This window comes from uncultured Tateyamaria sp. (assembly GCF_947503465.1).
In the GTDB taxonomy this organism is placed as follows: Bacteria; Pseudomonadota; Alphaproteobacteria; order Rhodobacterales; family Rhodobacteraceae; genus Tateyamaria.
Genome location: NZ_CANNDN010000003.1, coordinates 236,990 through 250,130 on the forward strand (window position 1 = coordinate 236,990; position 13,141 = coordinate 250,130).

The 13,141-nt window shown below is 60.4% G+C and carries 12 protein-coding genes; 9 read left to right on the plus strand and 3 right to left on the minus strand.

The window, feature by feature from the left end:
* Window positions 1-4 precede the first annotated feature (4 nt).
* Window positions 5-655, plus strand: a complete 651-nt coding sequence (locus Q0844_RS17110; protein ID WP_299047355.1) for a TIGR02117 family protein — start codon at window positions 5-7, stop codon at window positions 653-655.
* A 155-nt stretch (window positions 656-810) separates the two neighbouring features.
* Here Q0844_RS17110 and Q0844_RS17115 read toward each other — a convergent pair whose 3' ends face one another.
* Window positions 811-1,560 (minus strand): methyl-accepting chemotaxis protein, encoded by a 750-nt coding sequence (locus tag Q0844_RS17115; protein WP_299047357.1) that lies wholly within the window; start codon window positions 1,558-1,560, stop codon window positions 811-813.
* A 101-nt stretch (window positions 1,561-1,661) separates the two neighbouring features.
* Between Q0844_RS17115 and polA the strand changes: the two genes are divergently transcribed.
* Window positions 1,662-4,451, plus strand: a complete 2,790-nt coding sequence (gene polA / locus Q0844_RS17120; protein ID WP_299047358.1) for a DNA polymerase I — start codon at window positions 1,662-1,664, stop codon at window positions 4,449-4,451.
* A 216-nt stretch (window positions 4,452-4,667) separates the two neighbouring features.
* Here the strand turns inward: polA and Q0844_RS17125 are convergent, their stop codons facing one another.
* A complete protein-coding gene (locus Q0844_RS17125; protein ID WP_299047361.1) occupies window positions 4,668-5,801 on the minus strand; it encodes an ROK family transcriptional regulator in 1,134 nt (377 codons plus the stop codon).
* 83 nt (window positions 5,802-5,884) lie between these two features.
* Here Q0844_RS17125 and Q0844_RS17130 point away from each other — a divergent pair, with 83 nt between their 5' ends.
* Genes Q0844_RS17130 through Q0844_RS17150 form a run of 5 tightly spaced genes read left to right on the plus strand, consistent with a single transcriptional unit; the run spans window position 5,885 to window position 10,613 of the window.
* Window positions 5,885-6,940, plus strand: coding sequence for an ABC transporter ATP-binding protein (locus Q0844_RS17130; protein WP_299047363.1), 1,056 nt, complete (start codon window positions 5,885-5,887; stop codon window positions 6,938-6,940).
* Window positions 6,937-7,794 (plus strand): ABC transporter permease, encoded by an 858-nt coding sequence (locus Q0844_RS17135; RefSeq protein ID WP_299047365.1) that lies wholly within the window; start codon window positions 6,937-6,939, stop codon window positions 7,792-7,794. Before Q0844_RS17130 ends, Q0844_RS17135 begins: the two co-directional genes overlap by 4 nt.
* Window positions 7,788-8,669, plus strand: coding sequence for an ABC transporter permease (locus tag Q0844_RS17140; RefSeq protein WP_299047367.1), 882 nt, complete (start codon window positions 7,788-7,790; stop codon window positions 8,667-8,669). Before Q0844_RS17135 ends, Q0844_RS17140 begins: the two co-directional genes overlap by 7 nt.
* Entirely contained in the window at window positions 8,666-9,835 is a 1,170-nt protein-coding gene (locus Q0844_RS17145) for an extracellular solute-binding protein (protein WP_299047370.1), read from the plus strand. The genes Q0844_RS17140 and Q0844_RS17145 overlap by 4 nt, the downstream gene beginning before the upstream one ends.
* Before the next feature lie 58 nt (window positions 9,836-9,893).
* Window positions 9,894-10,613: a glycerophosphodiester phosphodiesterase family protein gene (locus Q0844_RS17150; RefSeq protein WP_299047372.1), complete on the plus strand. Its 720-nt coding sequence runs from the start codon at window positions 9,894-9,896 to the stop codon at window positions 10,611-10,613.
* An 8-nt stretch (window positions 10,614-10,621) separates the two neighbouring features.
* On the opposite strand, the gene Q0844_RS17155 is transcribed toward Q0844_RS17150, so the two are convergent.
* On the minus strand, window positions 10,622-11,374 hold the full coding sequence (locus Q0844_RS17155; RefSeq protein WP_366523027.1) for a glycerophosphodiester phosphodiesterase family protein: 753 nt from the start codon (window positions 11,372-11,374) through the stop codon (window positions 10,622-10,624).
* Between the two features lie 76 nt (window positions 11,375-11,450).
* Between Q0844_RS17155 and Q0844_RS17160 the strand changes: the two genes are divergently transcribed.
* Window positions 11,451-12,314 carry an endonuclease/exonuclease/phosphatase family protein gene (locus Q0844_RS17160; RefSeq protein ID WP_299047376.1) on the plus strand — a complete coding sequence of 288 codons (864 nt, stop codon included), beginning with the start codon at window positions 11,451-11,453 and terminating at the stop codon, window positions 12,312-12,314.
* 458 nt (window positions 12,315-12,772) lie between these two features.
* Window positions 12,773-12,823: a hypothetical protein gene (locus tag Q0844_RS17165; protein ID WP_299047971.1), complete on the plus strand. Its 51-nt coding sequence runs from the start codon at window positions 12,773-12,775 to the stop codon at window positions 12,821-12,823.
* Window positions 12,824-13,141: the final 318 nt, after the last annotated feature.

Consider the following 13,141-nt stretch of genomic DNA (forward strand, 5'->3'; position numbering starts at 1 on the left):
CCGAATGCTCCGCCGCCTGGGTGCGGGACTTGCTGGGATCGTGCTGCTGTATGCCCTGGCGGCGGCACTTGGCGGGCTTTGGCCCGGACGCACCGCACCGCCCACAGGGCCAAAGACCCACACTGTCCGACTGATCCACGGGCCGATCCATTATGACATCCTGTTGCCCATCGCGGACGCGCGTCGCGATCTGGGCTGGCTTGCGGCCAAAGGCATCGCGCTGGATCACCCCGGTGCGGACTGGCTGGTGGTGGGATGGGGGGCGCGCGACTTCTATACCAGCACCGGCACCTATCTGGACCTTGCGCCCCGCAGCATCTGGCGGGCGATCACGGGCGACAGGGGCGTGATGCGGGTGGACCTGGCCGGGACCGTGCCGGCGGACTGGCCTGCGCTGCATCTGACGGACGCGCAATACCGGGCCCTGATCGCGGGCCTTACCGACAGTTTTGCAAGCGGGGCGGCGACGCAGCCCATGGATCATCCCGGGTTTTCGGAGTGGGACCGGTTCTTTCCCGCGCGGGGGCGGTTTCACCTGTTCAATACCTGCAACGTCTGGGTGGGGGATATGTTGCGGCATGCAGGCATCCGATTTGGGATATGGACGCCCACGCCCTACGCCGTCACGCTGTCGTGGCGCATGTTTCACAGCTGACCGGGCCACGCCCCAGGCCATCGGGTCCGAAAGCCGGACTACTTTGGACGAGGCTTCAAGGGATCCGCAGGCGGTGCCGATATGGCCCGACATCCAGCAAGCAGGATCGTGGCGACACCAAAGTGACCACGGCCCGTCTCCGGATCGAACACCGGCTAGTCGTCGATCACCTGCCGGATCAGGGCATCAACCTGCGTTTGGACCCGTAGATTGGCCTGCTCGATCTTTTCCGACAGGTCCCGAATTTCGCTTGCGATGATAGCAAAGCCGCGGCCCTGTTCGCCCACATGTGCGGCCTCGATCGACGCATTGATGGCGATCAGCCCGACATTTTGCGAAATCTCGCTGATCTCGCGCAGCGCATCGCGGGCATCGGTGCCGGTCTGAGTCGCGGTTGCGCGCCGGTCGACGCGGTCGGTATGCAAATCACCGCTTAGCCTGTTCACCAGCTTTGCGAAGTGTCGATTGAACGACCCTGCGGCGAACGTCGTCAAGTTGCGCAACTGCTCTGTCTTGCATGTGCCCTGCTCGAAATGGCGGACCATGTCGGTGACGGCGGCCACGAATTGGCGCATGACATCCACGCTGTCCGGCAGATCGGCGATGGTACGCCGCAACCAGTCCAGCGCATGGGCGTCAATCCCGCGCTCGGGCTGTGTCCCGGCCAGCAGCCGCACGCCGGAATGCGCACCGGGCATCGCGCGTTGAATGCCTTGCAGGCATTTCTCGTGATCCTCTGGCGTGTCGAACAACAGACCCGCCGCACAATACAGCGTCGCCCGCGCGCAATGGGACCGGATCATGTCCACCGCCCGCAACAATTCGATCCGCGCGGCAATCCCGGTTGCCCCGGATTGCTGCCCCAATACATCCGTCACGTCGCCCAAACGGTTCATCGCTGTCATGGGCCCGTCTTGGCAGATCGACGTTAACAAAGGCTTGTGCTTTCCCCTTTTCCGGAATCGTGGCACATCACCTGAACACCGCACATCAAGGGGGCGAGAACATGGCGTTTGGCAAAGGGTGTCACCTGCATCTGATCGACGGATCGGCCTTTATCTTCCGCGCCTACCACGCGCTGCCCCCGCTCACCCGCAAGTCCGACGGGCTGCCCATCGGGGCGGTGTCCGGTTTTTGCAACATGCTGCACAAATATGTCGAGGGGAACCACGGCCCGGACGCGCCCACCCATGTTGCGGTGATCTTTGACAAGGGCAGCCACACCTTTCGCAACGACATGTATGACCAGTACAAGGCCAACCGCGAGGCGATGCCCGAGGACCTGCGCCCGCAGATCCCGCTGACACGGGCGGCCACCGAAGCCTTCAATATCGCCTGCAAGGAAAAAGAGGGGTTCGAGGCCGACGACATCATCGCCACCCTCGCCGTGCAGGCCCGCGCGGCGGGTGGCCGCGTCACCATCATCAGTTCCGACAAGGACCTGATGCAGCTTGTGGGCGACGGGGTGGAGATGCTGGACGCCATGAAGAACACCCGCATCGACCGCGACGGCGTGTTCGAGAAATTCGGCGTCTATCCCGACCGCGTGGTCGATGTGCAGGCGCTGGCGGGTGACAGCGTGGACAACGTGCCCGGCGCGCCGGGGATCGGGGTCAAGACCGCCGCCCTGCTGATCAACGAATACGGCGACCTTGACGCCCTTCTGGAACGCGCCGAGGAGATCAAGCAACCCAAGCGTCGCCAAACCCTGATCGATCACGCGGACCAGATCCGTCTGTCGCGCGACCTGGTTCGCCTCGATGAAAACACACCTCTCGACTTCACGCTTGATGACCTCGAAGTGCAGGATGCCGACCCCGAAAAACTCATGCCCTTCCTGGCCGAGATGGAGTTCCGCACCCTCACCCGCCGCATCGCCGATCAGCTTGGGGTCGACGCGCCCGAGATCAAGGAACCCAGCGCGCCCGAAGCGCAGGACGCGCCCGATGCCCCCGGTTTCGAAGACAGCACCTACGAACACGTGCAAACCGCGGACCAACTGCAAGGCTGGATCGACCTGATCTATGAGCGCGGGTACGTCGCCGTGGATACCGAAACAACCGGCCTCAACGAAATGACCGCCGATCTGGTGGGTATCTCGCTGGCGGTGAACCCCGGCCACGCGTGTTACATCCCGCTGACGCACAAGCAGGGGGGCGACGATCTTTTCGGCTCCGACGACCTGGCCGAGGGGCAGATGCCGCTGGACCGGGCGCTCGATATGCTCAAGCCCGTGCTCGAAGACGACAGCATCCTCAAGATCGGGCAGAACATGAAATACGACGCCAAGATCTTTGCGCGTCTGAATATCCACGTGGCGCCCATCGACGACACCATGCTCTTGTCCTATGCGCTGCACGGCGGGCTGCACGGGCACGGAATGGACACGCTGTCGGAACGCTACCTCGGCCACACGCCGATCCCGATCAAACCGCTGCTGGGGTCAGGCAAATCGGCAAAGACCTTCGACATGGTGCCCGTGGCCGATGCGGTGGCGTACGCCGCCGAGGATGCCGACATCACCCTGCGGCTCTGGCAGCTTCTCAAACCACAACTGCACCGCGTACAGGTGACGAAAGTCTACGAAACGCTGGAACGGCCTATGGTGCACACACTCGCAACCATGGAACGCTCCGGAATCAAAGTGGACCGCGACACACTCTCCCGCATGTCCAACGCCTTCGCCCAGAAAATGGCGGGGCTCGAGGATGAGATCTACGAACTCGCCGGGCGCAAGTTCAACGTCGGCTCGCCCAAGCAGCTTGGCGAAATCCTGTTCGACGAAATGGGGATCGAAGGCGGCAAGAAGGGCAAGACAGGGGCCTATGCCACCGGTGCCGACGTGCTCGAAGACCTTGCAACGATGCATGAACTGCCCGCCCGCGTGCTTGACTGGCGGCAAGTGTCCAAACTGAAATCCACCTACACGGACGCGCTTCAGGACCACATCAACCCCGACACGGGCCGCGTGCACACGTCCTATTCCATCGCGGGGGCGTCCACAGGCCGGCTCGCCTCCACCGATCCCAATCTGCAAAACATACCAATCCGTACGGAAGAAGGGCGGCGCATTCGCGAGGCATTTGTGTCTGAACAGGGCAAGACGCTCGTCGCGCTCGATTACTCCCAGATCGAACTGCGCATCCTCGCCCACATCGCCGACATCCCGGAACTGAAGCAGGCGTTCAAGGACGGTATCGACATCCACGCACTCACGGCCAGCGAAATGTTCGACGTGCCCCTGGACGAGATGACGCCCGATATCCGCCGCAAGGCGAAGGCGATCAACTTCGGGGTCATCTACGGCATTTCGGGCTTTGGCCTTGCGCGCAACCTGCGCATCCCGCGGGCCGAGGCGCAGGGCTTCATCGACCGCTACTTCGAACGCTTCCCCGGTATCCGCACCTACATGGACGACACCAAGGCGTTCGCCAGGGAATACGGCTATGTCCAGACGCTGTTCGGGCGCAAGATCCACACGCCCAACATCGCCGACAAGGGCCCCCGGGCCGGTTTCGCGCAACGCGCCGCGATCAACGCGCCCATCCAGGGGACGGCCGCCGACGTCATCCGCCGCGCCATGATCCGCATGCCCGCCGCGATCAAGGACATTCCTGCTGCGATGTTGTTGCAGGTGCATGACGAATTGCTGTTCGAAGTGGACGACGGCGCGGTCGATGACCTGATCGGCGTGGCAAAAAATGTGATGGAAAGCGCCAATGACCCGGTGGTGAAGCTGGATGTGAAACTGACGGTCGATGCGGGCCAGGGACAGAACTGGGCCGAAGCGCACTAAGGAGGCTGGCGTTCGATTAGGAGCGCAGGGAGCGGACTTTTCAAAGTTGTGTATGCGGCCCAAAGCCGACCTTCATCCACTATCGTCGTGCTGCGACGCGGCCCGTGACAGGCGAAATTCGCTGCGCACGCAAAACCAGGGTGTGGGCGGATGACAGCGGTGCAGACGGAGCAGCCTTTCGATCGGCAAAGATCGAGGCGCTTTTGTTTGGTTGGTCTATCCTTGCGCGACCATAACGCGAAATAAGGACGTCGAACCAGCGGTCGCGGCAAGCGAAGTCGCGCCAACGTTTCGTCCGATGCGCAGCCTCGGTTTCGTTATTGGGACGCGCCCCGGAGCATCGTATCTTGTGAGGTCTATTTGCCCCAGAAGGCCTTCAAGGACAGGCCTTGGGAACATCCCGCTCAGCACGACATCGGTGGGATTAAAGAACTGTACGACGATGCTCAATGGATCAGACAAAGCCTTTCCACGGGACTCAATCCAGGTCCAGAGTCGTTGGTCTTCATGTTCAAGAAGTGTGGCGATCAAGGCGGGGTCAGGCTCGGGATCGGCAAGGTCGAGATACGTCGCCAGGTCCGGCAGGGAGGGTCGAATGCCGTGGTCCGGAACAAGCGCACCTATGTTGACGGCTTGACCGTATCCGCCGCGAAACACGCGCAGCCCATCGACCAGGCTTCCGCCCACGCCGTAGTCCAGGAACAGCACGAAAATCAATGCATCCGGGTCGCTTCCGAACATTGCTTCATCAATGGAAGGGCATTTGCTTTCCAAGGAAACGGAAACGCCGAATTTTTGCTCAATCTGGGATCGGTATTCATTGAAGTCGATCCCGCTTTGCGTCGGCGTCACTTCTTGAATTTCGCCAGCCGCGTTGAACATCGCTGGTGCCCAAATCGTTATACCGGCCAGGCAATCCGCCCGGTGCAGCAGATCTGAGACAATGTCGACAGCGGCAGCCAGGCCTGCTTGGACGTCCTGTGCGTTCACGCTGCTTTCCGCCGTTCCCAGGATGCTACCGCTGAGATCGACGATTGCGCCGCGTATTCCGCCGGTGGACAGGCTAAGCCCAAGGCCACCAATCGCGCCTTTTCTGACCTTCACGCGCAGCGCCGGTTGCCCGCGGCGCGATGGGACACGCTCTCTTTCTTCCGTAACCCAGCCCTCCTGAAGGAAGCCAGTCACGCATTGCGTCAGCAGCGCCTTGGAGTAGTCGAGCCGTTGGGCCAACTCTGCGCGGCTTTGATTTGGGAACCGCCGGATAGATTCCAGGATCGCACGTTCTGTCTCGCGTAAGGCGCGCATGGCCTTTGGCCTCCAAACGTCATCAATACTTTGCGTGAGCGTCATCAAATTGAATCCAAGCTATTATATTCACGCTATGAATTTAATTGTCGGTAGCACGATTGCAAGATGGATTTGGTGGGGTAAGCATGGTCGATCGGCCGGTTTCTTTGATGGTGTCGAACATCTCAAAGGTGTTTGAAGACGGCTTTACCGCGCTCACCGGGATCGACTTGACCGTCTCGCAGGGTGAATTTCTGACGCTGCTTGGCCCTTCGGGATGCGGTAAAACCACTCTTTTGAAAACCATTGCCGGTTTTCATATCCCGACCAGTGGCCGGATCGAGCTGTCGGGACAGGACATCACCGAAAACCCGCCAGAAAAGCGCGATATGGCGATGTGTTTTCAGTCTTACGCTCTGTTTCCTCATCTCAGCGTTGCCGACAACATCGACTTTGGGCCACGCCAGAACCGCGTGCCTCGATCCGAGCGGTTTGAACGTCTGGAACGCCTGTTGGGCCAAGTGGAACTGGAGCCGCATCGCGACAAATTGCCCAACAAGCTGTCGGGCGGCCAGCAACAGCGGGTCGCCCTTGCCCGAGCGCTGGCAATGCAACCTGCCGTCGTTCTGTTCGACGAACCACTTTCCAATCTGGACGCAAAACTTCGCGATCAGGTACGCCGCGAAATTCGCGGCCTCCAAAAGGAATTCGGCTTTACGGCGATCTACGTCACCCATGACCAGTCCGAAGCCTTGTCAATGTCCGATCGCGTCGTCGTCATGCGCAATGGACGCATAGACCAGATCGGGACGCCCGAAGACGTCTATAACCGCCCGACCACAGCTTTCGTCGCGGATTTCATCGGGGCGGCGAACATGCTCCCGTTCGAACGCGGTGCGAACGGTCATGTGACCACACCCATCGGAACGCTTGCGGTGAACGACGCGCCCGATCCATCGGCCAGCTATCTTGTCTGGCGACCCGAGGACGCCGAACCCTGCGCGCCGGACGAGGCCGGCGCGATCACAGCCGAGATGACAGAGCGCGCTTATCAGGGCGCATACACCGAATTGCATGTTCGGGTCGGAAGCTCGCCCGAACAACGGCTCCACCTGCCGCATGCGCATATGCCATCTGATACGCGCATCAGCTTTCGCCTGCCCCCCGACCGGTTGCGCTTTGTCACCGGAGAGATTGCATGAACTGGCGGCGCACGGGCACGATCCTGCTTTTGCTCCTCCCGGGACTTGGCCTGATCCTGGTCATGATTGGCTCGGTTTTCTACGTCGCCGTCATGCAAAGCCTTGGGTTCTTCAACCTTGTGGGCGAGGACACGTTCTCGCTCGAGCATTGGCAAAAAGTTCTCGACAGTCGCTCCTTCAACCGGGCGTTTCAGTACTCGGCCTATATCGCCACGGTCAGCGCCATTGGATCCGTGGCGCTGGCCTATCCGATTGCGATCTGGTTGCGCCGCCCGTTTCGCGGATCGCTTGTCGTCTCGGCCTTGCTCAAGGCACCGCTGTTCGTGCCGGGCCTTGTGGCCGCGTTCTTGTTCATTAATATCGTCGCCTACCACGGCATCCTCAATCAATTGTTCATCTGGCTTGGCTTTATCGACGCACCGATCCGGATGCAGAACGACCGTGGGGCATGGGGGGTCGTGTTCCTCCAGCTTTGGAAAAACATGCCCTTCGCGCTGCTCCTTCTGTCCGGCGCGGTGCAGGGCATCTCGGATGAGGTGCTTGATGCGGCGCGCGATCTTGGCGCCGGGGGCTGGGATCGCTTTCGCAAGGTGATCGCGCCCTTGTCAGTGTCAGCCATGCAGGCCGCGCTGATCATCATTTTCATCCAGGCCGCAGGCGACTTTGCGTTTCAGGTCACTGCAGGCCCGACGAACGTGCAGTCGATGTCCCAGTTGATGGTCTTTCTCAAGGACAGTTTTGGGCGCTGGAATCAGGCCGCGGTCGTTGGGGTCTGCCTGATGGGTCTGGCCCTCGGCGGATCGCTTCTTTTGGCGATGACCTCCCGGCTCTTGCTGCGGGGGGGACGATGGTAAGCCTGACAGATACACCCACGGCACCGGAAAAATCGCGCCCTTCGCGACGCCAGAAGGGAAGCGGGCTCAACCGGCTGTTGATGGGGATGCTTCTGGTGATCTGCACCATCTGGCTGGTCGTGCCCTTCGCTATGGCGGTTGTCTGGTCGCTGGTGGATCCCGAGACTGGCTGGAACTATCCCGATATCCTGCCACCCAGCCTGTCGTTTGCACGTTGGGTCGACGTCTGGACGACCACCGCGCTGCCTGACGCGTTGCGAAACTCTTATCTGCTTGCGCCGACTGCGGCGTTCATCACGCTTCTTCTGGCAACGCCGACCGCTTACTGCTTTGCCCGCTACGACTTTCCGGGCAAGGGGCTGGCTCAGGTTGCAACGCTCCTGCCTCTGGTTGTGCCGGGGTTTGTCCTGGCGATCTTCTTTTCGTCGCTGATCTTCAAGCTGGGGATCTATTCGCGTTTCCTGTCGATCCTGATCGCCCATTGCGTTCTGTTTCTTCCTTACGCGATCCGGATCATGACGGTCGCTTTCGAGAATGTGCAACAGGATCTGGTCGATGCCGCGCGCGACCTTGGCGCCTCGCCCTGGGCGCGTATCCGCGTAGCATACATGCCTGCGCTTGCACCGGGCATTCTGGCCTCCCTCATCATCGTTTTCATCCAATCGATCGAGGAATTCGCGATCGCCTTCATCGTGGGCGCACCAAATTTCGTGACCATTCCGTCAATCCTTTACTCCTATCTCGGGTACAACTTCGTCCGCCCCAACGCAGCGGTCGTCAGCCTTGTGCTCGTGGTTCCCAATGTCCTTTTGATGCTGGGTCTGGAGCGGCTTTTGAAATCCGCCAATCCCGCCCAGGCCGGTGTCAAAGGATGAAACCGCAGCCCGCCTGCACCTTCAATCCGGAGAAAGAGACCATGTATCGCACCCTTATCGCATCTGCTGCACTCGCAGCGTTGGCCACCGGCGCCGCGGCCGAAGGCCACTCGGACCTTCTGTCCAAGCCTTGGGACGAGATCGTCGCCCAAGCCAAGGAAGAAGGCGAAGTCAGCTGGTTCGTCTGGTATTTCCAGCCCCAGTATCGCGAGATCGCCGACGCGTTCACCGCCGAATTCGGGATCGATGTGACGATCCCCGAAGGCACCCATGATGGCAATATCGAGAAATTCCTCGCCGAAGCCCGCCGTGACACGGGTGACATCGACGTTCTGGCCATGGGCCTTGACCGCATCGACCTGTTCGATCCTGCCGAGATGACCGTTGGCCCGCTGACGGATGTGCTTCCCAATGGCCCCAAGATGGTCACCGAACTGGGCGGCTATGATGGCATGGGCTATGCCTTTGCCTATTGGGGCAACCAGACCGGCATCGCCTATGATCCCGAAGTCCTGTCCTTCGAGGACGCGCCGCAAACGGTTGAAGATTTCAAGGCGTTTTTCGCAAACGAGCCCGGCAAGTTCGGCTTCAACTATGAAAACGGCGGATCCGGCCCGTCCTTCATCCAGAACATCGCCCGCCACGTCACCGAACTGCCGGAAGCCGAGTTCCTCGATGGCGCCGTATCCGAAGAAAAGATGGCGATGATGCAACCGGCCTGGGACTGGTTCCTTGACGATCCCGAAGGCTACGTGATCACCGCATCCAATACCGATAGCCTTGTGCGGCTATCCAACCGCGAGTTCGCAGCGGTGGCCGCGTGGGAAGACCACCTGTTCAACCTTCAGGGCAAGGGCGAAGTCGACGACCGTATTGCGTTTTACATCCCAGAGTTTGGCATGAACGGTGGCGGCAACTACAACGTCGTGCCGGCGAATGCGCCGAACCCTGCGGCGGCTCTTGTCTTCATGAACTGGGTCAGCTCGGCTGAAACGCAGACCAAGTTCAACGAGGTCTTTGGTGCCGCTCCGATGCATCCCGACGCAGACGACAGCAACGCGCTGGTGCCCAACGACATGCGCGCCTTCCAGACGATCTGGCCGGGCAACCCGTTCAACACGGAAATCCGTCAGGCCTTCATCGAAAACGTCGCTCTCGAGCGCTGAGAAACATCGCGCTGGCCGGATCGGTCCGGCCAGCGCCCCTATCCAGACAGGAAAGACAATGGCCGCCGCAGGACCCATTATCGCCCATCGCGGCGCCTCCGCTCAAAAGCCGGAAAACACGATTGCAGCCTTCGAAGCGGCCCATGCCGCGGGGTGTCGCTGGATCGAGCTTGATGCCCAGGTCCTCGACGATGGCGGCGTCATCGTGATGCATGACCACACGTTTGACCGCACGACCAATGGGGCGGGGCCGGTGGCCATGTCCAACATGGCAACGGTGCGCGCCCTTCGGACGCGCGATCCTCAGACCGGCGACTTGACTGATGAAGGCATTCCCACCTTGTCCAGTGCAATCGAGCTTTGCGCGGAAACAGGCCTTGGGTTGATACTCGAGATCAAGGCGACCTGGGGCATCGATGCCGACGACGCGCGCGCGGTTGGCGATCTGCTTCCTGCGTCACCGGAGTTTCCGATTATGGTCACCAGTTTTTCGGTCACGGCCTTGCGCACGGTTTCGCAAACGCGCCCCGACATCGATCTCGGTCTGGCCAGCTTGCGCCCGCCGCGCGATCCTTCGGCAGTCAAGGCCGCGCTCGGACTGTCGGCCATCCATTGCAACGCTGAATGGACAACCGCGCAGGACATATCTGCGATGCACGCCGCTGGCCTGGACGTGGCCATCGCCACCATCAATGACGCCGAAATGGCCCGTCGTTTTCTGCAGGACGGTGCTGATGGGATCATGACCGACTGGCCCAGACTTTTGGATGCCGATTGACCGCCCGCTCAGGTCGTTTTGGCCTGTCGCCGCAGCGCAAGGGCAAGGCTCGGTCGATCCGTCGTGAAGACCGGAAGCTGCAACTGAAGCGCCTTCCTGATCCGGGCCTCATCGTGACATCCAAACGCACTCATGACGATGCCGCGCTTTTGCATCTGCTCGAGCAGGTCAGCATCGACAGATCCGATCGGCAAAGCAACTTCTCGCGTGTTGGCGGTATCGAGCTTGCGCGAAAGTCCGTCCGGACCAATGGCGCGATACGTCTGATCTTCCATCAAAAGCAGGGACTTCGCGTCGCCCAGAACACTTGCAAGGGACGCCAGATCGTCAACGTGGAACGACGTCACATAGAACCTCCGTTCCAATCCATGCGCCACGACGCGGTCAATGGCTTGCGCGAGCATTCCGGGATAGGCGGCCCCATCAGGCGCGCGTTTCACCTCCAGGCGCAAGGTCACAGATGATGCAGCAAGGACAGGAAGTACGGCTTCGAGAGTGGGAATTCTCGCCGTTTCCGACGCCCCGACGCGCAGGGTCTGGAGCGATGCATGGTCATGATCCCCAATCGCGCCCTGTCCGCTGGTCATGCGATCGAGTGTTGCGTCATGATGCACGACGACCACGCCATCTGCGGACCGATGAATGTCAAGTTCGACCTCGTCGGCGCCTATGGCAACGGCATGCCGAAACGTCGGAAGCGTGTTTTCTATTTGCTCCAACGCGCCGCCTCTGTGCGCGGCAATTCTGCAGACATCCATCATCGTTCCATCTTAGGGGACGCGGTTAAAGCGCAGATGACAGGTCTTGAAGTACACGAAACTCAAAGGAGAAAACGATTTGAAGATCATCTCTTACAATATCCAATACGGCCTCGGTCGTGACGGGGTCTATGATCTGAACCGGATCGCGGCCGAGGTTGCAGACGCAGACATCATTGCGCTGCAAGAAGTGGAACGGTTCTGGAAACGATCCGGAATGGTGGACCAGCCAGCCGAACTGGGGCGCCTTTTGCCCGACCATCATTGGGTCTATGGTGCCAACCTGGATATGGACGCCAGCTATCGCAGCGAGGGCGGCGCGCTAATCAATCGCCGCCGACAGTTCGGCACAATGCTTATGTCAAGGATGCCGATCCTTTCCAGCAGGAACTTCCCCTTGCCCAAGCTTGGCCTGACCGATCACCATTCGATCCAGCAAGGCGCGCTTGAATGCGTCATCAACACAGAGTTTGGGCCCGTGCGCTTCTATTCGATCCATCTTAGTCATCTTTGCCCCGAAACGCGCCTGCCGCAGATCCGCGCCCTGCTTGACATCCATGCCCGCGCCCCTGCCGAAGGGGGCGCATGGTGCGGGGGCCACCCCGATCCGAAAAGCGGTTGGACAGAAGGTGCCATGCCGCCGATGCCCGATGAGGCCGTCCTTTTGGGCGATTTCAATTTCGAGCCCGGGTCGGAGGAATATGCGCTTCTCACAGGCCCAATGACGCAAAGATACGGCCGCCTTGGCTCCATCAAGGGTTTTTTCGACAGTTGGACACTCGCGGGTAACGAGGAAAGGTCCGGACAAACGATCGCAGACCAAGCAGCGCGCATCGACTACTGTTTTTTGACGGCAGGATTGCGGAGGTTCGTCAGGAAGGCGCACATCCAAGCATCCGCAACCGGGTCGGATCATTTTCCCTTGGAAATAGCGCTTTCTTGATTTGAGCAGGACGCGCGGTTAGGCGTCGCTGACCTCGAAAAACCTTGTCCTCGCTCCCGCGGCCGTGCCACGAAGTGAGGCGGTGTTTGGGATCGAGGGCGCGATATCCATGACGGAGGTTCGTCCTAAGAATGGGGTACTCTCGCGACAACCCGCAAAGATCGGGAAATCGGTCACTCTGGGTTCTAACCAGCCCTAGGGTGCAGTGCGGCTTCCGACTGTCCCGCGCAAGAGGGTCCGTAAACGAACGGTCCGAAGGGGAAGAGATGGGTGGCGCCTGCCAGCTGTTAATGTCAAACCCTGTCCAAAACTCGGTAAAACAGACGCCACCGATGCCGATGCGATCTGCGAGGCGGTTCGCCGCCCCACGATGCGCTGAGTTGAGATAAAATCCCAAGGCCAGCAGGTGGTGTTGGCAATTCATCGGACCCGAGACCGAACGCGACTTTGCCACGTGGCTGGGTCTGACGCCGCTCAACAAAGCGAGCGGCGGCAAGGAACAAACCTGAGAAGGTGGACACCTGGACTGCGAAATCACTCGACCAGAAACCTTTCGGGCTGGCAACTGTCGCCATGGCCAACACATCTGCCCGGATCATATGGGCGATCCTGTCGAAGGGAGAAGCATACCGGCAGCCGGTCGCTTGATCCTGCCCCAAGATGCAAGGCGCTTGATGTGGTGATGCGAAACGAAGTCAACCAAGAGTAAGGACACTCCGACGAATGTCGCGGCCTTCGAGGTCGTTTGGCCGACAGAAACCTTGCTCGCGGACCTTATGAGGGCCAGTTGCAAACGCCACGCAAACAGGCCGGACACAAGACTGTAC

Bases quoted from the DNA above. Each gene is read 5' to 3' on its own strand.
- polA (WP_299047358.1), top strand. From the start codon at position 1,662: ATGGCGTTTGGCAAAGGGTGTCACCTGCATCTGATCGACGGATCGGCC.
- Q0844_RS17150 (WP_299047372.1), top strand. From the start codon at position 9,894: ATGGCCGCCGCAGGACCCATTATCGCCCATCGCGGCGCCTCCGCTCAA.
- Q0844_RS17130 (WP_299047363.1), top strand. From the start codon at position 5,885: ATGGTCGATCGGCCGGTTTCTTTGATGGTGTCGAACATCTCAAAGGTG.
- Q0844_RS17155 (WP_366523027.1), bottom strand. From the start codon at position 11,374: ATGATGGATGTCTGCAGAATTGCCGCGCACAGAGGCGGCGCGTTGGAG.
- Q0844_RS17135 (WP_299047365.1), top strand. From the start codon at position 6,937: ATGAACTGGCGGCGCACGGGCACGATCCTGCTTTTGCTCCTCCCGGGA.
- Q0844_RS17110 (WP_299047355.1), top strand. From the start codon at position 5: ATGCTCCGCCGCCTGGGTGCGGGACTTGCTGGGATCGTGCTGCTGTAT.
- Q0844_RS17140 (WP_299047367.1), top strand. From the start codon at position 7,788: ATGGTAAGCCTGACAGATACACCCACGGCACCGGAAAAATCGCGCCCT.
- Q0844_RS17145 (WP_299047370.1), top strand. From the start codon at position 8,666: ATGAAACCGCAGCCCGCCTGCACCTTCAATCCGGAGAAAGAGACCATG.
- Q0844_RS17115 (WP_299047357.1), bottom strand. From the start codon at position 1,560: ATGACAGCGATGAACCGTTTGGGCGACGTGACGGATGTATTGGGGCAG.
- Q0844_RS17125 (WP_299047361.1), bottom strand. From the start codon at position 5,801: ATGACGCTCACGCAAAGTATTGATGACGTTTGGAGGCCAAAGGCCATG.